Source organism: Neobacillus sp. PS3-12, assembly GCF_030915385.1.
Classification (GTDB): Bacteria; Bacillota; Bacilli; order Bacillales; family Cytobacillaceae; genus JAEVLT01.
The window spans coordinates 4,886,606-4,911,011 of record NZ_CP133268.1; the positions used below are offsets into that span (position 1 = coordinate 4,886,606).

Here is a 24,406-nt window from a genome sequence, read left to right on the forward strand (position 1 = left end):
GTGAACCTTTTGGGACACTCGTTTTTGCTTATCACTCATTAATTCCTATATAAAAATTAGGAACTTTTAAATAAGCACTTCTATACACCCAACTTTGTTTCTTGTTTGATCAAAAATACTTAGTCTATGAGTATGTCAAATGAGAGTTTTCATCATTATTAAGTCTATTTGCTCTTCATCCCCCATATAAAAGGAGTGGGCTCCTGTTTGGACAAACCCCATTTTCTGATAAAAGGCAATTGCATTTTCATTTTTCTCCCAAACACCCAGCCAGATTTTCTTTTTATTACGCTTTATTGCTATTTCGATTGCTTTAGTGATCAAATATTTACCGAGTCCCTCTTTTTGGTATTTTTTCCTTATGTAGATCCTCTCAATTTCAAGTAATTCCTGACCCATTTGTTCAGACTGGGCATCATTGGTGTTAACCTTTAAATAACCAGCGATTTCATTCTTAAAATAAACAAAAAAGAAATCCGAAGAATTGTTGGACAATTCATTTTCTAATTGCTTTAAGTTATATGCCCTTTCCAAATAGGCTTTCATATTTTCGGGTGAATTTTGATGCCCAAATGTTTCGGTAAATGTTTCATAACTTATATCTTGAAGTATGAGTAAATCGTCAAGTGTGCACTTTGTAATATTGATAGTCAATTTTATATGTAGCTCCTTTTATATAATCAATATTTTCTTTTGTTTCCCTTTTTTACAAATTCCCAGTCTATTTCTATATTTTTTCTAACTCTTTGAAGATGATTAAAAAGGGTTTCTACTTCTGTTTCGGAAAGTCCAGCTAATGCCACGATATTGGAATGGTCATTTTCTCGTTTTATAAAAGGATAAACGTTTTTCCCTTTCACTGTTGGAAAGAGTTTTTTTATTTTTTTGTTATGTTGATCGTCTTTCTTTTCAATAAAACCATTCATTTCAAGCTTTTTTATGGCACGAGCTGCCGTTGTTCGGTCTACTTTTATCATCTCAGCTAACTTTTCTTGAATGATTCCTGGGTTTTCACATATTCGGACAAGGTACAAATACTGCCCTTTTGTCAAATCATATTCTTTAAATTCTATATTGCTTATCGAATCCAATGCCCTGGCAATCATTCCAATTTCACGTAGAATTTCCTTCATAAATGCAACTCCATCAATTTGTTATCCTCACAAATGCCTAAATCATAATATAATATTTTTGTTGTATTTACAACAAAAAAGAGAGTTTTTTTCTAACATTTAGAAATACACAAATCATGAAATTTAGACTGGGAATAGCTTCACATAAGATCAGGTTCACATACTAATACTTTATAGATTTATTTATGATTTGGTGGTGATTTTTAAATGTATTATCAGACAGGATACTCTCCATATATGAATTATGATCAGCAATTGGAGCGTCAATTTCCTCCTAGTTTACCAGAATCTCCGTTTCCAGGACCTTCAGGTTTACCGAGTCTACCAGGTTCTCAGTTTCCGGGATCTCCAGGTGTACCGAGTATACCAGGGCCACAGTTTCCGGGACCTCCAGGTTTACCAAGTTTACCAGGGCCGCAGTTTCCGGGATCTCCAGGTTTACCAGGATCACAAATTCCACAAGCTCCAACTGCTCCTCCTCCTCCATTTATCCCTCAGCAAGCAGTTGCTACACCATTTGCTGTTGATCCAGGAGCAATTAGGTTGTGTCTGTTTCGTAATACTTTTATATGGCTGAGTAATGGTGAAGGGTTTTGGTTTTATCCCATTTTCGTAGGTCCAAGGTCTGTTGCTGGTTTCAGGTGGAATGGAAGGTTCTGGACAATCTTTGGTATTGATACAAGACATATTATTTCATTTACGTGTTTTTAAAATTAAAGTATCGAGAAAACAGAGCATAGATTGAGATTAGAAATTAAAAGGCCGGATTTCCGATATCTTTGGAAATTCGGCCTTTTTTAGAGAATTACTTTATTGCTACATTCTTACACAAGGGCTTATTTAGTGTTATTAAAAAGCAGATTGTTACCAGTATTAATTTTGTTTATGCTTTTTAGTGGGGCAATTTTTACACGTATGTCTTTTTTATTTAAACTGGGGAAATTCGCCTCTTTTCGGTATTTCTTCCAATCTTCGTACATAAACCGATACATATAGTCCTCAAATTGATAGATATCTGCTCTGATTTCTTTGCTTTTTAAATAAACCCCATATACCTCATTTCTTATTTTATTCTCAATCTCTCTCTTAATTTTTGAGGAAAGAATGATCTCATGGTCGGATTCTCTAACAATGGCTGAAACCTTTATATCTAATCCGATGTGTACATCGTTTTGTTCTTTATTAAATACCCTTTTGACCTTTGGTCTTAATAATTCGATTTGAACAAGTTCCTCTTTTCCTGCTTTCCGCTCCCTTACTATTATTGGTGATCGAACTGATTGATTATTTATATGAATAAAACCTTCAAGATCGCTTCCCGTTAATTGGCTCGTCAGTTTTTCATCTTTTATAAGATAAGCTCCATTTAGAGTAGTAACTGGGAATTTATTTAAATTATTTCTCATGATTTTATCGTTGCTTTTTATACCTGGCAAAATGATGGTTTTTGTTTTTTCATTAAATTGATAAATAAGTTCTTGCAACGAAATAGCCGGAATAGATGAGTCTTGCTCCTGCATGTATTCAGGATGATTTATCCGAGAATTGGAGTAATCATAATTAAACGGAACTTTCGTTGTGAAAATTTTTTCTAGAGGCTCCTCTGTACCATAGGTCAATCCTGTTAAACGTATATTAAAATTCGTTTCTAAAGCTTTTAGTGCTCTGGATAATCTATTTTCTAATAAAGACTTTCCAAAAACGAATAAACTTATTTGGTCATAATTTACTGGGATTTGTATGCCATGATAGATCTTAGTTAGCGCTTCTTCAATCGTTTTCCCTCGCCCCGATCCGATCCAAATCGGACTAGGTTGCTCACTTTTCCCTTGCTCTGTTTTAGCTACATTTGAGAAATCCAAGAACTGTAGCACGACATGGTATTCATTATTTGTATAATCTATACCCATCCCCACCGCATATGCTTCGTATTGAATCTCATTTATTTTAGAACACCCCGTTAATAAAGACAGTAGAAAAACGATCAATATGCGCTTTCTCATTATTTATTCACCTGATCTTGTGCCATCTTTTATATGGAAAGAGGCAATTCGTTTTTTCATGAATGAATAAGGGATTCGGAAAAAGGCAAATAAGACATCTTTTCCCTCCGGTGTAGAGATGTCTGCTAATAAGGGGACTCCAAACGACTTTAACCTTGTTAAAAGAAGGAAAACGAACATCAGACTAATGAAAAAACCAAAAATACCCATAAAATAGCCTAAAATTAGAACAAATACTCTAATAAAAAAAATATTACCTGATAATGACTGATTGACCAGTGTAAAGCTGGAAATAGCAGTTACACCGATGACCACGAGTGTTGTCGGAGATGTAACGCCCCCTCGAATAGCCGCATCACCGATGATCAAACCACCAATAACTGCAACGATTTGTCCGATTCCTTTAGGAAGACGTGCGCCGCCTTCTTTAAATAACTCAAACATGACGAGCATAAGGAAGATCTCTATAAGCGGAGAGAATGGCAATCCTATTCTAGAAACTGTAATCGTTGCAATAAGTGGAAGCGGTAATTGACCCACATTATGTGTGATTAAGGCTGCATAAAAGCCTGGCAGAAAGATTGTCGTTAACAAACCTAAAAGGCGCAGGACTCTTTCTAATGAAGCAAAATAAAAACTAGTGTTATCATCTTCAGGTGTCTTAAATAGAAAAGAAAGATTTGTCGGTGCAATCAAAACGGTTGGGGCTCCATCTATTACAATGGCAAATCTCCCCTGATTGATCGATTCAGTAATGAAATCAGCCCGTCCTGAATAGTTGATTTCTGGAATAAGGGTGAATTTATTCTTCATTAAATGTTCTATCAGCATAGAAGTACTTGTTACGATATCAATGTCTAAAGCCATCAGCCGCCCCTTAATATCGCTCAGAATCTGTTCGTTAATGATATCTTTTATATATAGAAGGGAAATCCTTGTATTCGTTCGTTTTCCAATGGTGTAATCTTCTACTACCAAGGAGGAAGTTCGTAACCTTTTGCGAATTAAACCCAGATTGGTTGTGATATCCTCCACAAATCCATCTTTCGGTCCTCGAATCGAAACTTCTGCTACAGACTCGTCAGGCTGTCTCGCTGGAGACTTACTTATGTTATAAAAATAAACCTTTTCCCCAGGAGGTATTACCATAAGTTTTCCCGAAAAAATAGCTTCCTCTATTTTTTGTGTATTAATTTTCTCCTTGCTCATAACCTCCATTTGCAAAGATTGATAAATGGATCCTGAACTTTCAATATACGGCAATATAGCAGAGGAGAGCAGACTAGTATCTGTTAAGGGTTTACAATACACAAAAATGGAAGGAGTGTTCGTAGTTTTATCCACTTTTATTTCAATATCAGACGAATGGTTGAAAAATTGCTTCAATTTTTCAATAGAGAAGAGATGATCATTCATGGTGAATACTTCCCCCTAACCACTTCTGTTTATTTTTCACGATAAATAACGCTAAGATAAAAATTTGTATGGTTAATAAAAGAAAAGAGAAAGGTCTGAAATATCCGTAGATAAAGGAGGCCAAAGTGCTTTGATCAAATGGATAGATACAAGCAATAAAAAGGATCAAGTATGTCATTCTTACTATCTTATGATTATTATTGTCTTTTGTCAGAATTCTACATGAGATTAGGACAAATAAACTAATCCTTATCACTCCACCTGAAATCCACTGATAAATTGCAAAAAAATCGGTATGTGAAAAATATCTTCCAATCGAAATTAAGCGCCACTGTTCATAAGCAGGGTATCGATACATAGAGGCCTGCTCAGGTCCAAATTCTTCAATCGCCGCCATCGTAGGTCCAAGCATTAGCCCAATGATCACAAGCCCAACAATCAATATTTGCTTTCTTGAAACAGTTTTCCTTAAAAGTGGAGTTAAAAATATGATGATAAATAACTCTAAAATAGGTAAAGAAGAAAATATAAGACCCTTGGTGATTGGTACGTATCCATCCGTAAACAATGGGAATAGTAGTTCATAATGTTTTTTTTTAATATTTGCAAAAGAAATAAAAAAACCTAATAAAAGAACGAATGGGCAAAGAAGGCTGCTTAAGAGCCCAATAGAAAAAAAGCCAGACTCGGTACATAATAAACAGAAAATAAGCAATGCAACAGCTAGGATAAAACTGTTAAACCCTTGCATATAGCTCAGTTGTGACCAATAAATAATTTCCTTTGCCGTAAAAAAAGCATCAAGCAGCATATAGAGAGCTATTGGTAAAAGAAGGCTGTAATAACAGAGTAAGGTAGAATGATCGTTTAAAAGCTTAATAATGGAACGGTTTTTGACTATGTCCACAATCTTGAAAAGAAGATAAATCCATAAAGGTAGAATGATAACCGTTAACACGATACTAATCCATGCGTCTCTTTTTGCTGTGGTTAAGAGGAATGGAATAATTTCAACGTGTGCAAACAGGCCCACAGAAAGTAAAATTGTATAAATAATTGAAATAAACCTTAACTTATTCTCCATTTTTCAAGTCCTTTTTTCCATATTGTTCCTCTTGTTTCCTTATCCTATTCGTTGATTTTTTTCTCAGTAGCTGTATTTATCTTAATGTATACGAATATTAATGTACTGGGAAAGTAGAGGTTTTCGGAAACCGATCGTTAGGAGGGAATGACTTGAATGTAATTGGAAAAAGTGTCATTCGTAAAGAGGCGTGGGATAAAGTCACTGGTCGGGCGAAATACACGCATGATTACCAATCAATCGGCATGCTTTCTTGTAGAAAGGTTATTAGTTCATATGGGCACGCCAGAATTACGGCGATTGATACATCAGAAGCGCTTAATGTACAAGGAGTTAGAGCGATTGTTACAGGAGAACATTTGCCTCTTATCGGGGAAGCAATTCGTGACCGTCCTCCGATTGCTGTTGATAAAGTTCGCTATCACGGAGAACCAGTTGCATTAGTTGTCGCTGATACTCCAGGGCAGGCCATGAAAGCAGCTGCACTGGTTAAGGTGTCCTATGAATTATTGCCGGTTGTAAATTCACCCACTCAAGCTTTTCAAAAAGATGCTCCGCTCGTCCATGAAAAGTTAGGTGATTATAAAAAGGAAAAAGATTCAAGTCCGGTTCCGAGAACCAACATTGCGACCCTTATAAAAATTCGCAAAGGGAATATGGAAAAAGGATGGGCTGAAAGTGAGGTAACGGTAGAAGCGAGTTATTCCTTTGCCCCTTCGGACCATGCAGCATTGGAAACAAGATGTGCCACTTGCGAAATATTACCTGATGGAACAATCAATATTATGACCTCTTCTCAGGCACCTTTTATGGTTAAAACACTTATATCTACGTACTTTGGTGAGGATATGGGGAAAATTGTTGTTCAAACGCCGTTCGTAGGAGGCGCTTATGGAGGAAAGGCTCCTGTTCAGCTTGAAATTTGGGCCTACTTAGCCTCAAAGGCTGTTGGCGGCAGACCTGTAAAGGTTTGGAATACCCGTGAAGAGGATATCATTACATCGCCTTCACACATTGGACTGGATGCAACCGTTAAATTTGGGGCCGACCGTAACGGGAAAATTAAAGCGATGGAAATCCAATATTTATGGGATGGGGGTGCCTATTCCGATAAAGCTATTGATGTAACGAGATCGGGGGCAGTCGATTGCACAGGCCCCTACGATGTTGAGAATGTTTGGTGTGATTCGTACTGTATGTATACCAACCATCCGTATGCGGCGCCTTTCAGAGGATTTTCCCATTCCGAGCTTACCTTTGTGATTGAAAGGACAATGGATATACTTGCGCAAAAACTGCAGATGGACCCGCTTGAACTTCGTTATATGAATGCCATTAGGCCAGGAGATACGACACCGACCAGGGTTCTTTTGAATAAAAGCAATCTGGGAAACTTACCACAATGTATTGAGAGAATAAGAGAACTGATCAAGTGGGACGAAGGCCAGATTAAAGAGATTGATGAACGTTTCGTCCGAGTAAAAGCCGTAAGCTGCAGCTGGAAAACTTCTACGATTGATGCCAACGCTCCCTCTGGTGTGATTTTAACGTTTAATCGGGATGGAAGCATCAATTTAATGTCAGGCGTTATTGAAATTGGAACTGGAACGAAGACCGTTCTCGCTCAAATCCTTGCGGAGAAACTGAAAATGGATGTCGATAAAGTTCATGTTCGTATGGAAGTCGATACCCAGACAACGCCGGAACATTTTAAGACTGTTGCCAGCAGGGGAACGTTTATGGCCGGCAGGGCTACCTTAAATGCGGCTGAAGATGTGATAAAGCAATTAAAAGAAGTCGCTTCATGTGTGTTAAGAGCACCAAAGGAAGATCTGGAAGTTGCGAATAGTCGGGTGTTTTTAAGAGATGATCCATCAATTGGACTTCATTTCAAAGATATCGGCTACGGTTATAAATATCCAAATGGTAATGCGATTGGCGGTCAAATCATTGGCAGAGGAAAATATATATTACGCCACATAACGAGTTTAGATCCGGAAACGGGTGCTGGGAAACCCGGCCCGGAATGGTCTGCGGCGGCATATGGTGTAGAGGTAGAATTCGATCGCATAGATTATACGTACAGACTTGTTCATGCTGCGGCAGTCGTGGATGCTGGAAAAGTGCTTAATGAAAAAGCAGCATTAGGTCAGGTTATGGGTGCAATGAGTATGGGGCTCGCATTCGCGGCGAGAGAAACTTTTTATTTTGATCAATATGGGAGGGTCTTAAATCCGCAGCTTAGAACCTATCGCCCGATCCGCTATGGAGAGAATCCAGATTACTCGGTTGATTTTGTTGAAAACCCGCAGATTGATGCACCATTTGGAGCACGTGGAATCGGTGAACTAGGCTTAATGGGAATGCCTGGGGCTCTCGGGAATGCATTGTCGTTGGCTGCTGGTGTACCACTTAACAATCTTCCCTTAATACCAGAGTTGATTTGGAAAGCAAAGACAGTTTGATTTTAAAAAGATTAGTCTGTAAACAATTATTAAATTTAGGACCTATTTGATTTTAGCGTCAGGCACCATAAAAAGACATTTTTCATTTTTGTCTTTCTATGCTGTCTGACTCTTTTTATATCACAGCTATTATTTTGAGGATAGGTTAATGGTTACATGTAATTCCATCTCTACATTCCCCTGGATCGCACGGCTAATCATACAAGAGCCTTCAGCTTTTTCAGCAAGTTCCTTTGCTAATTGAACGTCCTTTTCGATTGCGTTTGCTTTTAGTACAATTTTCGGGCGATGGATGATCTTTTTATAAGTAAACACACCTTTCGTTACATCAACAATTCCTTCTGATTCCATGGATAACTGTTCTTTCTCTAAATGGCTGCGCTCTAACATGGCAGCCAAAGTGATGATATAGCAGGTGGCCGCTGCGCCAAGCAGCATTTCGTCCGGGTTGGTTCCAACACCAGGTCCGTCCATTTCTGGTGGAATGGAAATCTTAGTGACTAAATTTCCCGCTTCAATAGTGCCTATATCATTTCTCAATCCGGGCCAGTTAGCTTTTAAATGAAAATGATGTTCTGCCATTTATGTTTCCTCCAAGTGTTCTTCTACTAAGGTACAACTCATTATATCGAAAACAGTTAACTTTCTAAAAAGCTATGCTTTAGGGGCGTTAATAATCCTTATACCTATTGAATATTGGGTCATTGGGAAGGATCTGAAAGAAGGCCATCTCCATGCAATTTTTCATGAAGGTACTTGCATAGGTGTCGTGGTTGTGAACCTTTTTTATCACTACTAATTCTTAAACAATTTACAATTGTATATTTTATCAATGGCTAGATACAGAACAAAATAGCTGATAAATGAATACCAATACTTCCACTTTAAAGGTTCATAAATACTTAACCAAGAAAAAAACGGTTCAACTATAAATGAAATGATGAAGGAAAAACCTAACGATTTTATATATCTGTTTACTTTTTGTTTATATTGCATTAATAACATAAATGAAACTGGGACCAATGTTAAATCCCAAGGAATATAAACAGGAGTGAAAGGTAAAACTTTCCAGTCATAATACCATAATCCATAACACAGACCTATAATATCTAATGTATTTGCTATTAACATTATAATAAATCCGATAAATAATAACCTTACTGTATTATTCTTATCCCTGATTTTTATCCAGATGATCCAAGGCATGATTGCTAGTGCTAACTGAAGCCACCAACGCCAAGAAAAAACGATATGTTGAAGCCATAAATCTAACATATTTGAATTATTAGCGACTACAACTTTGTATATGTTAGTTGTTATATGCACTTTTTCCAAACAAATCACCTTTATTAGTGTTACCTATAGCACTTGAATCATGTAAATATATATTGAATTCTCCATTTATCAACTTATTGGCTAAAAGCAAATTTTTTAAAAGTATTCCATAAATCCTTTTGAGGGATAGAATAGTGTGCTATTATATATTTAGATAATTAACTAAATAACAAAAGGAAAGAGGTTATCACAATGGCTGATGAAAAAATAGTGATTGGTGCAGGCACAAAATATCCTCTTAATGGAATTCTAACCATTCCCGATCAAACGAATGGACCAACTCCTGCGGTTGTTTTGGTTCATGGCTCAGGTCCAAGTGACATGGATCAAAAAATTGGAGAAAATGCTCCTTTTAAAGACCTTGCTGAAGGTTTGTCGGAAAAAGGAATTGCAGTGATCCGTTATGATAAGAGAACATTTGTATATGGTAAGGAAATGAGAAATGATCCTGGAGTATCGGTTAAAGTAGAGACAATTGAAGATGCCATTCGTGCTGCTGATTTCTTACGGAAAGATGAGCGAATTGATGCAACGAAAATATTTATAATTGGGCACAGCATGGGCGGGATGTTAGCTCCAAGAATTGATGCGGAAGGTGGGGATTTTGTCGGCATCATTATCATGGCGGGATCACCAAGGAAGTTAGAAGAACTTATCATGGATCAAAATGACCAAGTTTTAAACTCGTTGAATCGACTTTTGAAAATGATAGCAAAGAAACAAATTGCTTCCTTATCATCTAAGTTTGACAACATTTATCGTTTAAGTGATGAAGAAGCAAAATCAACCCCAGTATTGGGGAAATACATCAGGGCCTACTATCTTAAAGAAATGGGTGAACATCCATCTGTTGATTATCTCAATGGATTGGATAAACCAGTTTTCATTTTACAAGGAGAAAAAGATTTCCAAGTTTCAATTGAAAAAGATTTTAATGGTTACAAAAAGTTGTTGGGTGATCGGCCAAATGTAACCTTTAAACTCTATCCGAACTTGAATCATTTACTTATGCCTTCTGTTTATGGAGATATCCTTAAAGCGAAAAAAGAGTATAAGGTTGCCCAACATATTGATCGACAAGTTATTTATGACATTGCTGACTGGATTCTTTCCGTTTAAGAAGAAGGGGAAATTCTATAAATGCTGAAGAAGGGGATATAATGAATGAAGTTTTTAAGGCTTTGGCCGACCCGACCCGAAGAAAGATTCTGGATTTGTTAAAAGAGCACGATTTAACTGCTGGGGATATTGCAGAGCAATTTGACATGAGCAAACCATCGATTAGCAATCATTTGAAAATTTTAAAATCAGCTGGATTGGTTATTGATGAAAAAAAAGGGCAATTTATTATATACTCCTTAAACTCCACTGTCCTGGAGGATGTCATCAAATGGTTACTAGACAAGAAGGGAGAGGGGCTTCATGAAAAAAAATAAACTATTTTATCTAACGCTGATTATTACCTTCATTCCATTGATTGTGAATCTTACTGTCTATCCACATATGCCTGATAAAGTTCCGGTTCATTGGGGAATTACTGGAGATCCAAATCGGTATGGATCAAAAATGGAACAACTGACAATGAGTGCGTTACCACTTGTTTTGTTCTTGTTTTTAAACTTTTTACCATCGATTGACCCAAAGAAGGAATCCTATAAAAAGCATGATAGCGCCTTTTCAATCATCAATTTTGTCATTATCTTATTTCTCATCATTCTGAATATAACAGGACTGTTTAGTGCGCTTGGATATAATATACAGTTTCAAAAAGTCGTACCGATTCTAATAGGAATTCTCTTCATCGTTCTCGGAAATTTTATGACCCAGCTTCGGCATAACTATTTTTTCGGCATTCGGACACCTTGGACGCTTGCATCAGAATATGTTTGGAAAAAAACACATAGATTCGGCGGGTATGTTTTTGTCGTAATCGGTCTTGTACCATTATCTTCTCTCTATATAGGCCCAATTGGAATGTATCTTTTCCTCGGGGCAATGGCGATTGGAATTGCATTGATCCTGATTTATTCCTATTTGATTTTCAAAAGGGAAAAACACAATCAGTAATTTTAAAAATGATAAAACACTCGTAAATGTTGTTCAATCAGCAGTTGTGAGTGTTTTTTTGGGGGGAAATTAAATAGCATATGAATCATATGATTCAAGGAGATACCGTTCTATAAACTCAGCTAATCCATCACTTTCGTGGTGTCCTGTAACAAAGTCGGCTGCTGCTTTAACTGTTTCGCTCGCATTCCCCATTGCCACTCCAGTACCGACTTGACGAAGCATTTCTATATCATTGGGTCCGTCTCCAATGGCTACGGCTTCACTTGGATTAATTCGAAATTCGGTAAGTAAGCTTTTTATAGCTGACCATTTGGAAACATTAGGAGCAACCAACTCAAACCCGTCATTCCAATCTATGACTTCAGTTTCTTTTTTAAACAATGCGGAAATTTTCGGACTTGGTACTCCTGTTCGAACACTGTATTTAAGAACATCTTGATAATTTGCCTGTCTTAAATCTCCAATATACAGTGGCGGAATTTGCCCAACTTTTGTCCAATAATCAATTTCTTCATTTGTTTCCTTACAAAAAAGCCCATCTGCAGTGTGGATCATAACATTATGAGAACTTTCAGCAGTCAGATTGTGAAATCGTTCATCGTTCAATTTGATGGTTTTCATTTCGATTATTCTTCCTGTCTCTGCATCGTGAATAGCGGCACCATTCAAACAGATCATCGGAGTTTGTAATCCAATTTCTTTATGGTAGGGAGCGGTTACTTCATAATGTCGACCAGTGGCTAGAAAAACCTGGACTCCCTGATTAATGAGTCTGTAGATAGCTCTCTTATTTCGGTTGGAAATGTGGTTTGTGGTTTTCAGTAGTGTACCATCCATATCAATAAATATTGCACGCACATTCATTTATCCTGCCTCCTCATTCGTTGTTAAACCAATCATATCATTTGAATATGAATCTCTAGTAAACTTAGTGTATAGATTAAATGAAGTTTAATGGAAATGAGGGTTTCTTTCTTTTAATTTTGAGGACCTGAATAAAATGAAGCCCCACGCAATCCCGTGGAGCTACATACTATTCTCTATAGGAGTTGGCCATGAATTATATAAGTAATTTATAGATTAAGGAGTATGATTCCATTTTTGAAAATGCCCATGGTTGAAGTGATGTTCGTTGTGTGTAGCCATACCGCCGCCAAACCCGATCACCAATCCAAGAGCAAAGATACATATAGAATAGATCACACGTTTTTTTCTTTTTCGGCGGAATTGGCTAAATTCTTTCTTTAACTCGCTTTTGATTTCATTTTTGAGTGATTCATTATTATCTGGAAGTGGTTCTTGTGTTTCTTCTGAAGTTAGTTTATTTGATTCTTTAGCCATCTTTATACCTCCTTTTTCCTTATATATATTGCTCTTAGAACCCAAAATTTCTTAAAAAACTGTTAAAATTTTATGAAAAGTAATGGTGGCTAAAGTGAAAAGCCTTTTTACAATAAAAAAAGAGCTGACAATTGGTCAGCTACCTTTTTATGTCAGGCATTAGTGAAATCGTAGACTACTCCGGTTAACTTTTCAGAAACTTCCCATAGTTTTTTCATGGTTTCCTCATTATAAACACCTGATGCTGGGGTTTCAATCGTAGGGTTACCTTTTCGGTTTCCTCTTCCATCGGGACCTATGTATTCCCCGCCATTCAAGCTTGTTTCTGTTGCAGCGTAGATTGTCGGCAGTGCTCCCATTTCAGCCGACTGTAAAAATAGATTCATTAACACTTTTAAATACCCGGGAGCGTCTTTTTTACCTACTTTGAACAGGTTTGTGGAAGAAATGCCCGGGTGGCAAGCTATACTTTTTGCCAGAATACCGTGTTCTTTTAATCGATTGTCAAATTCTTTGGCAAATAATAAATTGGCAAGCTTGCTTTGACCGTAGAATTTCATCGCTTTGTAGCCATTGGAGCCATCTAAGTTGTCAAAAAAGATCGTTGCTCCTCTGTGGGCAAGACTACTAAGTGTTACAATACGAGAATTGGGTGTTGTCTTTAGTAACGGAAGCAATAACCCCGTTAAAGCAAAATGGCCTAGATGGTTGGTGCCAAATTGCATTTCAAAGCCATCTTTAGTAGTTTGGTAGGGTGGAATCATGACACCAGCGTTATTGATTAATATATCTAATGAATGAAAACGGCTGCTATAATTTTGTGCAAATTCTCCTACGCTTTTTAAATCAGCCAAATTAAGTCCCATTACCACAACGGAACCTTTTGGACTTCCCTTTAAAATTGTTTCTTTGGCAGCCAGCGCTTTTTGCTCGTTTCGGACAGCTAAAATGACCTCAGCCCCTTTTTCAACGAGAGTCTTAGCGGCCTCATAGCCAACCCCACTATTTGCTCCGGTAATCACGACTCTTTTACCTGTCAAATTCTGTTCCAGCATAATATAGTAACCCTCCAACAAATTTTGTAGATTAATTATACATGAAATGAAATCTAATTTACTTATTAATCTATGAACATTTCCAAAAAGACAGAGCAAACAATAGCAATAAACGATGTTTTTGGATAAATGTCCGAAATGTTTTTGGTTAAAGTGACTTGAATATACAGATGGATTATAATGGTATTTATCTTCAACAGGACTGAAAAATGAGGAGTTTAAAATAATGAAGTCTGAAAAAGAAAAAATGTTAAAGGGTGAACTTTATAATGCTGCCGATCCAGAATTAAGAAAAGAAAGATTGAATGCGAGAAGGCTGACAAGATTATTTAATGAGTCACTCGAAACGGAGGATAACAAAAGAACTGAGTTGTTAAAGGAACTGTTTGGTTCCACTGGGGAAAATTTATACATAGAGCCGACATTTCATTGTGACTATGGCTACAACATACATGTTGGCAAAAATTTCTATGCGAATTTTGATTGTATCTTTCTAGATGTTTGTGAGATCCGAATAGGTGATAACTGCTTGATCGCACCAGGAGTTCACATTTATACAGCGACACATCCGCTAAATACAAATACAAGAGTATCGGGTGCAGAATATGGAAAGCCAGTAAAAATTGGTGATCATGTCTGGATTGGTGGGAGAGCCATTATTAATCCTGGGGTTAATATAGGCAATAAAGTTGTCATCGCTTCGGGTTCGGTGGTTACAAAAGATGTACCAGATCATGTTGTAGTGGGTGGAAATCCTGCGAAAATAATCAAACGAATCGAAGAATAGGTGAAAGCCTAATTAATTGCCCATTCTCATACGTTAAGGGAAGTTCTTCCCTTAACAAGGCTTTTCCCCTTTCTTTGGAGAATTAATAAGAAGAAAGTATAATTAATAAAAAGAAATATGAAAAATGGCGGTGTTATTGATGTTAATGAAAAATCAAAAAATCGTTCCACATTTATGGTATGACAAGGAAGCAAAAGAAGCGGCCGAGTTTTACACTTCCATATTCCCGGACTCAAAAATTTTAGGTGTAACTACAATCCACAACACACCCTCAGGTGACTCCGATATCGTCTCTTTTGAGCTTTGGGGGCAGCAGTTTCAGGCAATTAGCGCAGGCCCTTTTTTCAAAATCAATCCGTCGATTTCTTTCACGGTTAATTTTGATCCATCAAGAGAAAAAGACGCAAGAGAAAAAATAGATGATGTTTGGAACAAATTGTCTGAAGGCGGCATAGCGTTAATGCCACTAGATAAATATCCGTTTAGTGAAAGGTTTGGCTGGATACAGGACAAGTATGGTTTGACATGGCAGTTAATCCTTACCAATCCAGAAGGTGAAGAGCGACCTTCCATATTGCCGTCACTTTTGTTTGTTGGTGATCAATGTGGTAACGCTGAAGAGGCAAATAACTTTTATACATCCGTATTTAAGAACGCCAAGCAAGGAATGATCGCCCGCTACCCTAAAGGCATGGAACCTGATAAAGAAGGAACAATCATGTTCTCTGATTTTATGCTTGAAAACCAGTGGTTTACGGCAATGGATAGTGCACACGAGCATAAATTCAGTTTTAACGAGGCAATCTCATTTATGGTGTACTGCGACACACAAGAAGAAATTGATTATTTTTGGGAGAATCTTTCTGCTGTTCCTGAAGCAGAGCAATGTGGATGGCTGAAAGATAAGTTCGGTATATCCTGGCAGATTGTGCCAAGAGAAATGGATAAGATGATGAGTAGGGGCACACCTGAGCAACTTGCCCGCGTCACGAAAGCATTTATGAAAATGAAGAAATTTGATCTTGCGAAATTACAGAATGCCTATAAAGGATAAGTAAGGTCAAGTATAGTGAGAATGAGTGCTAGGCATCAAAAGAAGACATTTTTTCAAATTTGTCTTTTTGAGGTGCCTGGCACTTTTTCTTTCATAAAAATTACAGAGCCATAAACAAAAAATTTGGTTTACTTTTTTTAACAATCGCCTTATGATGATATTGTAGTGATATCACTTTTATATCATGGAGGGATTACCATGAAGGAAAAATCAATTTTTAAAATGAATGGTTTTGCAGCACTTGTCATTGCGCTTGGGTGTATTGTAGGTGGAGCTCTCTTAGTCATCAACTCCCTATCGGTTGGAGGAAAAGTTGGAGGGATTGTCGTATTCATTCTAGGTCTAATTATTGCCACAAGTTTAACCATTGTGCAGCCAAACCAAGCAAAAGTATTAACATTCTTTGGTACGTATATGGGTGTCATTCGTGACCAGGGATTGTGGGCAACGATTCCTTTCACCTTCAAACGAAGTATATCGTTGCGTGTGACGAATTTTACGAGCGAACGGCTAAAGGTAAATGATTCAGAAGGAAATCCAATTGAAATCGCCGCAGTAGTGGTTTATAAAGTAAATGATTCAGCTAAAGCATTATTTGATGTAGAAAACTATGAAAAATTCATTCAAATCCAAAGTGAAACTGGGATTCGTCATATTGCAAGCAGATATGCCTATGATTCGTACGAAAATGGGGGTGAAAACACCCTAACCCTTAGGCAAAATAGTGATGAAATTGCAGATGTTCTGGTTCATGATTTACAAAAGAGACTAGGTGTTGCAGGTGTCGATGTGATTGAAGCACGGATTATGCATCTTGCCTATTCTTCAGAAATTGCCGCAGCCATGCTTCAAAGGCAGCAAGCAAATGCCGTTTTATCTGCTCGTAAAGTGATTGTCGACGGGGCAGTGGGGCTTGTAAAAGCAGCGATCGATCAACTTCAAGAACAAGAAATTGTCGAGCTGGATGAAGAGAAAAAGGCACAGATGGTGAATAACTTAATGGTTGCCATTGTTTCCGAGAAAGGAACACAGCCAATTATCAATACCGGAAGTATCTATTAAGGTTGTGTTATAAATGAATAAGCGAAAAGCATTTCCGTTGCGGATCGATCCAAAACTATACGAAGTTCTGGAAAAATGGGCGCAAGATGAACTACGAAGTGTGAATGCCCAAATCGAGGTCATCTTAAAAGAGGCAGCAAAAAAAGCGGGAAGACTAAAAAAAGAATAAACATCTGAAATTAGGCACCTGCTTACGAAGTAGGTGCCTAATTCATTATCAAAAATTCTTCCATAAATAAGGAAAGTTTCTCGAAAATAATTAAAAACCCCCATTTAATCATAAAATGAATCATAAAATATCATTCTCATTTATAGAATTTTAGGAAGAGGTTTTCTCCATTTAAAAAAATGAGTCGAAGGGTGTTGTTGCAATGAATCTACGAGACATAAGCACTGCAGTGCCCAAAAAAGACCATAGTGGTAAAGTATCGGGCCAGTTGCCCTATATTAGTGATGTGAAAGTGGAAAATATGATTTATGGTGTTTTGGTTCGATCGTCCATTGCCTATGGAAAAATCATTTCCATTCAATTGCCGAACCTTCCAGAAGGCTATGAAGCAGTTGGAGCAGAGCATATCCCCGGCCCCAATTATGTCAAAATTATCAAAGAAGATCAGCCCATTTTTGCCAATGAATGGGTCAATTATATTGGTGAGCCGATTCTTATGCTCGTTGGGAAAAACCTCGATGTTCTTTACGGTTTGCTGAATGAAGTGAAGGTAGAATTTGAGGAACATCAGGCAATCTATACATTGGACGAAGCCATTAAACAAACATCATCCTCCGAAGTAGTTATGGCAAACTATGAATTTGGAGAAAACTTAGAAAATATTTCAGCGATCGAGCAGGAAGCCTATCGAATTATTGAAGAAGAATATGACACTGGTTATCAGGAGCATGTCTATCTTGAGCCACAAGGAATGCTCGCCATTTATAAGGATGATGAAATTGTTGTCCAGGGGTCGATGCAATGTCTTTATTATATAAAAAATGCATTGTTAAGTGCTTTAGCCTGTGGTGACGATGAAGTCAGAGTGGTGCAAAGCCCTACAGGCGGAGGTTTTGGCGGTAAAGAGGATTACCCTTCGATGATGGCTTGTCATGTTGCCGTTGCTGCAAGAGCAGTTAAAAAATCGGTGATGCTCGTATTTGACCGTTCTGAAGATATAGTGGTTACGACGAAAAGGCATCCGGCGAAACTCAAATATCGAACGGCCCTAGATCAGGCAGGAAATATTTTAAGCATGTGTGTTGATATCTTTCTCGATGGCGGAGCGAATTTAGGATTGAGCAATGTCGTGCTGCAGCGTGCCTTAATAAACTGTGCTGGTGTTTATAAAATTCCTCATTTCCATGCAAAAGGCTTTTGTCTAAAAACCAATACTGTTCCGAACGGTGCTTTCAGAGGTTTTGGTGCTCCACAAAGCTTTGCCGGAATCGAAAGTCATATGGGGCATCTTAGTAAACTGTCAAAACTAGACCCGCTTGAATATAAACGAAAATACCTCGTCAAACAAGGAGACCCCACAATTACTAAAGGTAAATTCCGAGACCCCATATTAGTGGAAGATATGATTGAAGATTTACTCAACACGACACGATATTCAAAGAAAAAAGAGGAGTTTCAGCGTTTAAATCAACAAAATCAGCGCTATAAAAAAGGAATCGGGACTTCACTGTTTCTGCATGGCTGTGGATTTACAGGCAGTGGTGAAAGAGATCATATTAAGGCAACGGTAAAGCTTGTCAAATCAAAGGATGACAAGGTTATGCTAAAAATCTCCAATTCTGATATGGGACAAGGCATTTATACCACTCTAAGTAAAATTGTCGCCAAAGAACTAGACCTTCCGTACGAAAAAGTTTTGTACCCAAATCCCGATACAAAAGAGGTTCCTGACTCCGGTCCTACAGTAGCGTCGAGGACAACAATGATTGTCGGAAAATTGCTTCAACGTGCCGCAAAAAAACTGAAGGTTCAGTGGCAACCAGGGGTGGAACAGGAAGTAGTAGAGAATTATGTTCATCGTGAAATGATTCCTTGGAATGAGTTGACCTTTACTGGAGACGCCTACCCGGCATATTCATGGGGCGTTAATTTCGTTGAAGTAGAAGTTGATACGTTAACTGGAAATGTAAAGTTGGAAAAAGTATACGGTAATTATGAAGTTGGCAAAGTCATCGATGAAAGGATCATGAAAGGTCAAATAGACGGTGGTTTGGCGCAAGGCCTTGCGTACGGTTATCTAGAAAAGATGACGTCAAAGCAAGGCAGAATCCAACAAAAAAGCATATCGGATTATGGACCGCCGACTTCATTAGACGTAGTCCAAATCGAAAGCAAGGTCTTTGATAACCCCTATGCTGACGGCCCATACGGGGCAAAGGGTGCAGGTGAGTTGACGTTAATCGGCGGCGCACCGGCCGTCCAAGCTGCAATTGAGGATGCACTACAAACCTCTTTTCAGCAAATTCCGATTACACCGGAAGTCATTATTGAACGTCTTTGGATGAAAGATGGTGAAGAAGGTTGATTAAATTCACACTAAATGGAAGAACGGTAGAAACGGACGCCTCTGCCACAGCAAGATTACTAGATTTATTAAGAGATGAATTTGCGTTAATCGGAACAAAGGAAGGCTGTGGTGAAGGGGAGTGCGGAGCCTGCAGTGTTTTTGTGAATAATCTCCTGCAAAACAGCTGTTTGATTCCCATTGGTTCAATTGAGGGCGCAGAAATTCAAACGATAGAAGGTTTAATGGAAACGGAACAATTTAAGATTTTAGATGAGAGCTATTCGATTGCCGGTGGAGTGCAATGCGGTTACTGCATTCCAGGAATGGTCATGGCAAGTGCGGCCTTGTTATCTAAAAATCCTCATCCTTCAGAGGCTGAAATTCGCGAAGGCATTTCCGGAAATCTGTGTCGGTGTACGGGCTACAACATGATTGTAGATGCGATCAATTTGGCAGCTAAAAAAGGTGACGGCTTATGGCTGAGAAAATAACCGCATATCGTTTCGACCGTTTAGAACAAACCCTAAGCCAATTGAATAAAGAAGATTGTGCAATCATAGCTGGTGGTACTGATGTTATGGTTCTTCACAAAAGTCGAAGGGGGGTACCTCCCAAAATACTTAAACCAATTGTGTTTATTGATCACCTTTTCGAATTAAAGCAGGTATATCAAAATCAAAAAGATCTCCACATCGGGGCCTGCTGTACCTATAGTGAATTACTTGATAATCCGTTAATTCCTATAGCTTTAAAAAAGGCAATTAAAACAATCGCTGCCCCAGCTATTAGAAATCGGGGAACATTAGGTGGAAATATTTGCAATGCGTCTCCAGCCGGTGACACACTTCCGTTGTTATACGTATACAATGCAAAGCTTCTGCTGCGCTCCGTGGTTGGCGATCGTGTCGTTGCCATTAACGATTTTATCCAAGGTCCACGACGGGTCGGGCGTTTTCAAAATGAAATACTGGTTGAGATTATTTTACCATCAGTGTTTGAAGGTGGTGCACATATCGTTTTTGAAAAAGTAGGGAACAGGAATGCGGATGCCATTGCCAAAGTATCGTTTGCGGGATACATCCGTATTAGCAAAGAAAGAATCGATGACATTCGAGTTGCTTTCGGGGCAGTAGGTCCTACTATGGTTCGTTCGATCGATATTGAGAAGAAGTTGATTGGAAAACCAATCCCATTATCCGATGCAGATATCACTTCAATTGTCTCAGACTATGAAAAAATCATTAAACCGATCGACGACCAGCGTTCCACAGCAGGATATAGAAAAACAGTTGCTTTAAATCTATTACGTTATTTTCTATGTTTGAAGCAATATCAATCACATTAATTTTTCGAAAAAAGGGGAGAGCTATTCATGCTGCTGATGGAAAGAGTGGCCATGCTGATGCGTCAAAACGAAACCTTTGCCTTAGCTATGATTATTGAATCAAAGGGCTCGACTCCCAGTCATGTCGGAAAAATGATTGTCTACCATGATGGTACGATTGAAGGGACGGTGGGAGGGGGCTTGGCGGAATACTATATCATCGAAGAAAGTGTAAAGGCCATCCAAAATGGACAATCGAAAATTGTTGAATATAAATTGAATAAACATGCAAAAGACGGAATTCAGATGAATTGTGGCGGCACGTTACGAGTCTTTATTGAGGTTTATAAAAGCAGGCCTGAACTTGTTTTAGTTGGTGCCGGTCATTTGAGCTATGCGATGGCAAAGCTCGCTGATTTTCTTGAATATCCATATTGTATTGTCGATGACCGCATTGGTTATTGTACAAAGGAACGCTTCCCGAATGCGACCAATCTTTTTGTGAACGAGGAAATCGATAAGGCTTTGCTTGCAGCAAACCTAAATGAAAAGTCTTATGTGGCCATTGCCACAAAAGATCGAGACGATATTGCCTTAAAAACAATCCTGCAATTTCCGTGTCCATACGTGGGGATGGTAGCCAGCAAACGCAAGGTGATTAGCATTTTTGAAACATTAAAAAGGGAAGGGGTCATTGAAGAACAATTGGAGCAGGTTCATTCTCCGATTGGATTGGAGATTGGCTCGGAAACAACGGAAGAAATTGCAATCAGTATTATCGGAGAAATCATCAAAGTAAGCAGAGAAAAAAGGCCAATAAAAGTGAAACAAATAAATAGGTCCTTATAAATAAAGGTAGAAGTCTTCACATCAAGAAGACTTCTACCTTTATTATGTTTTTTAATAGTTTTGTCCAATCAAACAAAACCCTCATTACATGTAATATAGTAAAAAAATAAAGAGAGGGTTGCCATGTTTGCTCAGCAAATTATTTCAACTGGTTTACAATATTTAGGAACCCCGTATTTGTTTAACTCACTAACATATCAAACTGATACATTCGATTGCAGTTCATTTATCCAGTATATTTTTAGAGTTAACGGAATTCTTCTTCCTAGAAACTCTCGGCAGCAATTTATAGTAGGGGTTCCGATTTCTTTTAAGAAGATCAAGAAAGGCGATTTACTATTTTTTACTACAAAATCCCGAAAAATTAGGCTAGGGCTATCAAGAATTGGACATGTTGCCATTTATATTGGACAAGGTCGGATCCTCCATACCTACAGACAGGGAAAAAAAGTGATGATTTCAGAATTAAACTCGCATTGGAAGCAATCCTTCATTGGTGCTAAAAGAGTGGTTGGTAAGCCCTAACATGGGTGTATGCAATAGGGATTCATTGAACAATTTCAAAAACACTACCTTGGTTCAAATCAGCCACTTTCATCGAACCATAAACCCCTAAATATAGTCTGGTTTGATCCAGATTCGTGCCCAAGTTAACATAATAAGCTGATTGAGAACCAAAGATATCATCGGTTTCAATCACACTAGAATCACTTAGTTTACCATCTGTTCTTACCCTGGTATAAGCTAAAACACCTCTAATCGGAGAACCTGATTCATCAGCTCGGGCAAGATCGGTAAACACCACACTTCCCGTTAAATTCGGGATTGACTTCCCCATATAGGCTTGCACTCCTGTTAGTGCTGTTCCCCCAAACTTATAGGGACGGGGATCTTTATGAAAATAACTAGTTAGAGGATGAAGACGCTTTACTGAAATGTTAATTGCTTCATCGTAATAAGCCATTGTTTTCTCTTCTAAACTCGAGTTATTAGTGCAGCCCCCTATAGTCGAAGTAGGGAAAATACCTTCCCATCCTCGCCAGCCAAAGTTAATATTTCCTTCTTGGGCATGTTCAGATTTCATGTTAAAAGCTTGAATAAGCTGTGTTACCTGTATTGGTTTATAATGAACAAATGAAAAAATCGACTCTACCAAATCCTGTCCGACGTTTCCAACATATTTCATATACTGATTATAAAATCTTTGAAATGCAATTCCTGGCATGTTTCGAACTCCTTTGGCCATAACCGAAAGTGTTTCTTGAATAGCTGCGGGAAGTTCATTAAAACGTGTGACTACAGGTGGATGAGAGATAAATGTATTCTTAGTAATGTCAATTTCAATGATTTTACCTGCAATTTCCATATCATCCTGGCTTAAATTAAAGGGATCATAGCCTGCCCCGCCATCACCGGTTGTTAAAACAAGTTTTCCTGTTTCAGGTGAAAAATTTAAGCTATTGACACCATTATGATTTAAAAAAGGCCTTCTTATGTTAAGTAATGTCCGTCTTTTTTGAGGCTGACCAGTTGATTGTAAAATCCATTCTTCCACTGTATCAATATGATCGTATTTCGTTTCTCTATTGATCCACCTCTGATTTAAGGTTTTGGGATCACAAGGATTAGGTTTGAAATGTTCAGATAGAGCACCTGGACCTTGTGTTCCGGCTACTGAATAATGAAGATAAAATCGACCGTTATAATAAAATTCAGGGTGAAACGCAAGCCCGAGCAATCCCCGTTCATCATATCCACCACTAGTAACACCAAGTTTTAAGATTTGCGGGCGAATATCTAAAAAAGTCCTCAAGCCTCCGTTTTTTATGTAGAAGACCTCTCCAACCTGTGTTGCAATAAATAGTGTTTCAATTTTGTCACCAGGAAGTATAGTTGTTTTTAAAACAGTTGGTAGATTTATCGTACTTACAATAGGTCGTAAACGTACTTTAACTTTTTTCAACTAACTTTACACTCCCTCTTATTGTTTTCTTTTAAAAGAATATGATTAGAGCGGTTCTATTAGTACCAAATAGGGCGGGAGAAATGTTAAGGTAAAGCACTAAAAGAAGGTACCTTGTGCCCTGTATCGTTTTTGGCCACACTGTTTTTGCCTTTACGCTCATTCCGTTTAAGTGAAAATATTGTTATAATGTAAATAGAATTATAGTTTTCAAAAACGAAAATGTTGGGGGGGGGATAGGTATATGGACAAGAAGAAAAACATGCTTGATGAATATGCACTTCCAAACATCATTAAACAAAGAATAATAGATGAAATCATGAGAGGTGAGATTAAGGTTGGTGATAAATTAGTAGAAACAAAATACTCCGAACAATTTGGAACCAGTCGGGCACCTGTCCGTGAAGCCTTTTACTTATTAAACATTGAAGGGTATGTGCAAAAAATACCAAGGAAAGGAACAGTTGTCAAAGATTTTACTGCAGAGGAAATGCGAGATGTATTGGAAATTCGGAATTTCCTCGAACAACTAGCTATAGAGCGGATTGACCAAAGTGATATGGAATTGTGTTTACAGAAAATGAGGGAATTCATTAACGAGATGGATAACAAGGATATTGATTTAAACCAATATGCCAAATTAAATTATGAATTTCATTTGCAATTGATTTTAGCCAGCCGCAGTGAGGTTATTCAAAATGCCTATTACAGGTTAGCCAGCCCATTAATGTCTTTACAAACCATTTCATTTATGAAACAAGATGCTATTGAAAAATCACTGGTTGAACACAAACAGATCGTAAATTATTTAGCACAAGGCCAGATGAGTCAAGCAAAAACTTTATTGGATTTACATAATAAAGATGTTTTCCCCCGTGTCAAAGAATCTATGTAGCTATTCGCTCATTTTTTCATTGGATACACTTTCGTCTTGAAGAATACTAATCTT

26 protein-coding genes are annotated in these 24,406 nt (G+C 37.9%); 15 read left to right on the forward strand and 11 right to left on the reverse strand.

Translation table 11 applies throughout. From position 1 onward, the window contains the following. Positions 1-135: 135 nt before the first annotated feature. Positions 136-654, reverse strand: coding sequence for a spermidine/spermine N(1)-acetyltransferase (locus RCG17_RS24580; protein ID WP_308172642.1), 519 nt, complete (start codon positions 652-654; stop codon positions 136-138). A 26-nt stretch (positions 655-680) separates the two neighbouring features. Further along, positions 681-1,133, reverse strand: a complete 453-nt coding sequence (locus RCG17_RS24585) for a MarR family winged helix-turn-helix transcriptional regulator (protein ID WP_308172643.1) — start codon at positions 1,131-1,133, stop codon at positions 681-683. Positions 1,134-1,340: 207 nt separating this feature from the next. Here RCG17_RS24585 and RCG17_RS24590 point away from each other — a divergent pair, with 207 nt between their 5' ends. Further along, the gene (locus tag RCG17_RS24590) at positions 1,341-1,844 is read left to right on the forward strand and encodes a collagen-like protein (protein WP_374120868.1); all 504 of its coding nucleotides are present in this window, start codon (positions 1,341-1,343) and stop codon (positions 1,842-1,844) included. Between the two features lie 125 nt (positions 1,845-1,969). Here the strand turns inward: RCG17_RS24590 and RCG17_RS24595 are convergent, their stop codons facing one another. The 3 genes from RCG17_RS24595 to RCG17_RS24605 are packed head-to-tail and all read right to left on the reverse strand — an operon-like array spanning position 1,970 to position 5,636. Continuing rightward, positions 1,970-3,136: a Ger(x)C family spore germination protein gene (locus RCG17_RS24595; protein ID WP_308172644.1), complete on the reverse strand. Its 1,167-nt coding sequence runs from the start codon at positions 3,134-3,136 to the stop codon at positions 1,970-1,972. Positions 3,137-3,139: 3 nt separating this feature from the next. Beyond that, the gene (locus RCG17_RS24600) at positions 3,140-4,552 is read right to left on the reverse strand and encodes a spore germination protein (protein WP_308172645.1); all 1,413 of its coding nucleotides are present in this window, start codon (positions 4,550-4,552) and stop codon (positions 3,140-3,142) included. After that, positions 4,545-5,636, reverse strand: coding sequence for a GerAB/ArcD/ProY family transporter (locus RCG17_RS24605; protein WP_308172646.1), 1,092 nt, complete (start codon positions 5,634-5,636; stop codon positions 4,545-4,547). The genes RCG17_RS24600 and RCG17_RS24605 overlap by 8 nt, the downstream gene beginning before the upstream one ends. Before the next feature lie 152 nt (positions 5,637-5,788). On the opposite strand from RCG17_RS24605, the gene RCG17_RS24610 reads away from it, so the two are divergent. After that, the gene (locus RCG17_RS24610) at positions 5,789-8,101 is read left to right on the forward strand and encodes a xanthine dehydrogenase family protein molybdopterin-binding subunit (protein ID WP_308172647.1); all 2,313 of its coding nucleotides are present in this window, start codon (positions 5,789-5,791) and stop codon (positions 8,099-8,101) included. A 129-nt stretch (positions 8,102-8,230) separates the two neighbouring features. Here the strand turns inward: RCG17_RS24610 and RCG17_RS24615 are convergent, their stop codons facing one another. Together RCG17_RS24615 and RCG17_RS24620 are read right to left on the reverse strand one after the other, a co-directional pair. Next, a complete protein-coding gene (locus RCG17_RS24615; protein WP_308172648.1) occupies positions 8,231-8,683 on the reverse strand; it encodes an OsmC family protein in 453 nt (150 codons plus the stop codon). Between the two features lie 213 nt (positions 8,684-8,896). Continuing rightward, complete coding sequence (locus RCG17_RS24620; protein ID WP_308175945.1) at positions 8,897-9,427, reverse strand: CBO0543 family protein; 531 nt, start codon at positions 9,425-9,427, stop codon at positions 8,897-8,899. A gap of 201 nt (positions 9,428-9,628) precedes the next feature. Here RCG17_RS24620 and RCG17_RS24625 point away from each other — a divergent pair, with 201 nt between their 5' ends. The 3 genes from RCG17_RS24625 to RCG17_RS24635 are packed head-to-tail and all read left to right on the forward strand — an operon-like array spanning position 9,629 to position 11,503. Next, complete coding sequence (locus RCG17_RS24625) at positions 9,629-10,555, forward strand: alpha/beta hydrolase family protein (RefSeq protein WP_308172649.1); 927 nt, start codon at positions 9,629-9,631, stop codon at positions 10,553-10,555. Positions 10,556-10,596: 41 nt separating this feature from the next. Continuing rightward, positions 10,597-10,872 (forward strand): autorepressor SdpR family transcription factor, encoded by a 276-nt coding sequence (locus RCG17_RS24630; protein WP_308172650.1) that lies wholly within the window; start codon positions 10,597-10,599, stop codon positions 10,870-10,872. Then, positions 10,859-11,503 carry an SdpI family protein gene (locus tag RCG17_RS24635; RefSeq protein ID WP_308172651.1) on the forward strand — a complete coding sequence of 215 codons (645 nt, stop codon included), beginning with the start codon at positions 10,859-10,861 and terminating at the stop codon, positions 11,501-11,503. Before RCG17_RS24630 ends, RCG17_RS24635 begins: the two co-directional genes overlap by 14 nt. Before the next feature lie 69 nt (positions 11,504-11,572). On the opposite strand, the gene RCG17_RS24640 is transcribed toward RCG17_RS24635, so the two are convergent. The 3 genes from RCG17_RS24640 to RCG17_RS24650 form a co-directional block, all read right to left on the reverse strand. Then, the gene (locus RCG17_RS24640; protein ID WP_308172652.1) at positions 11,573-12,370 is read right to left on the reverse strand and encodes an HAD family hydrolase; all 798 of its coding nucleotides are present in this window, start codon (positions 12,368-12,370) and stop codon (positions 11,573-11,575) included. Positions 12,371-12,586: 216 nt separating this feature from the next. Beyond that, on the reverse strand, positions 12,587-12,847 hold the full coding sequence (locus RCG17_RS24645; RefSeq protein WP_308172653.1) for a hypothetical protein: 261 nt from the start codon (positions 12,845-12,847) through the stop codon (positions 12,587-12,589). A gap of 152 nt (positions 12,848-12,999) precedes the next feature. After that, complete coding sequence (locus tag RCG17_RS24650) at positions 13,000-13,902, reverse strand: oxidoreductase (protein WP_308172654.1); 903 nt, start codon at positions 13,900-13,902, stop codon at positions 13,000-13,002. Positions 13,903-14,128: 226 nt separating this feature from the next. Between RCG17_RS24650 and RCG17_RS24655 the strand changes: the two genes are divergently transcribed. The 9 genes from RCG17_RS24655 (at position 14,129) to RCG17_RS24695 (ending at position 22,019) form a co-directional block, all read left to right on the forward strand. Continuing rightward, a complete protein-coding gene (locus tag RCG17_RS24655; RefSeq protein ID WP_308172655.1) occupies positions 14,129-14,689 on the forward strand; it encodes a maltose acetyltransferase domain-containing protein in 561 nt (186 codons plus the stop codon). 139 nt (positions 14,690-14,828) lie between these two features. Beyond that, positions 14,829-15,743: a VOC family protein gene (locus RCG17_RS24660; RefSeq protein WP_308172656.1), complete on the forward strand. Its 915-nt coding sequence runs from the start codon at positions 14,829-14,831 to the stop codon at positions 15,741-15,743. Between the two features lie 198 nt (positions 15,744-15,941). Continuing rightward, on the forward strand, positions 15,942-16,805 hold the full coding sequence (locus RCG17_RS24665) for an SPFH domain-containing protein (RefSeq protein ID WP_308172657.1): 864 nt from the start codon (positions 15,942-15,944) through the stop codon (positions 16,803-16,805). A gap of 13 nt (positions 16,806-16,818) precedes the next feature. Beyond that, complete coding sequence (locus RCG17_RS24670) at positions 16,819-16,974, forward strand: type II toxin-antitoxin system antitoxin (RefSeq protein WP_308172658.1); 156 nt, start codon at positions 16,819-16,821, stop codon at positions 16,972-16,974. 202 nt (positions 16,975-17,176) lie between these two features. Continuing rightward, positions 17,177-19,339, forward strand: a complete 2,163-nt coding sequence (locus RCG17_RS24675) for a xanthine dehydrogenase family protein molybdopterin-binding subunit (RefSeq protein WP_308172659.1) — start codon at positions 17,177-17,179, stop codon at positions 19,337-19,339. Beyond that, entirely contained in the window at positions 19,336-19,812 is a 477-nt protein-coding gene (locus RCG17_RS24680; protein ID WP_308172660.1) for a (2Fe-2S)-binding protein, read from the forward strand. The genes RCG17_RS24675 and RCG17_RS24680 overlap by 4 nt, the downstream gene beginning before the upstream one ends. Continuing rightward, the gene (locus RCG17_RS24685) at positions 19,797-20,666 is read left to right on the forward strand and encodes an FAD binding domain-containing protein (protein ID WP_308172661.1); all 870 of its coding nucleotides are present in this window, start codon (positions 19,797-19,799) and stop codon (positions 20,664-20,666) included. Before RCG17_RS24680 ends, RCG17_RS24685 begins: the two co-directional genes overlap by 16 nt. A gap of 27 nt (positions 20,667-20,693) precedes the next feature. Then, the gene (locus tag RCG17_RS24690) at positions 20,694-21,494 is read left to right on the forward strand and encodes an XdhC family protein (RefSeq protein WP_308172662.1); all 801 of its coding nucleotides are present in this window, start codon (positions 20,694-20,696) and stop codon (positions 21,492-21,494) included. 123 nt (positions 21,495-21,617) lie between these two features. Continuing rightward, positions 21,618-22,019 (forward strand): C40 family peptidase, encoded by a 402-nt coding sequence (locus tag RCG17_RS24695; protein ID WP_308172663.1) that lies wholly within the window; start codon positions 21,618-21,620, stop codon positions 22,017-22,019. A gap of 22 nt (positions 22,020-22,041) precedes the next feature. Here RCG17_RS24695 and RCG17_RS24700 read toward each other — a convergent pair whose 3' ends face one another. Beyond that, positions 22,042-23,457, reverse strand: coding sequence for a PQQ-dependent sugar dehydrogenase (locus RCG17_RS24700; protein WP_308172664.1), 1,416 nt, complete (start codon positions 23,455-23,457; stop codon positions 22,042-22,044). A 244-nt stretch (positions 23,458-23,701) separates the two neighbouring features. Here RCG17_RS24700 and RCG17_RS24705 point away from each other — a divergent pair, with 244 nt between their 5' ends. Further along, positions 23,702-24,352 carry a GntR family transcriptional regulator gene (locus RCG17_RS24705; RefSeq protein ID WP_308172665.1) on the forward strand — a complete coding sequence of 217 codons (651 nt, stop codon included), beginning with the start codon at positions 23,702-23,704 and terminating at the stop codon, positions 24,350-24,352. Positions 24,353-24,406 lie beyond the last annotated feature (54 nt).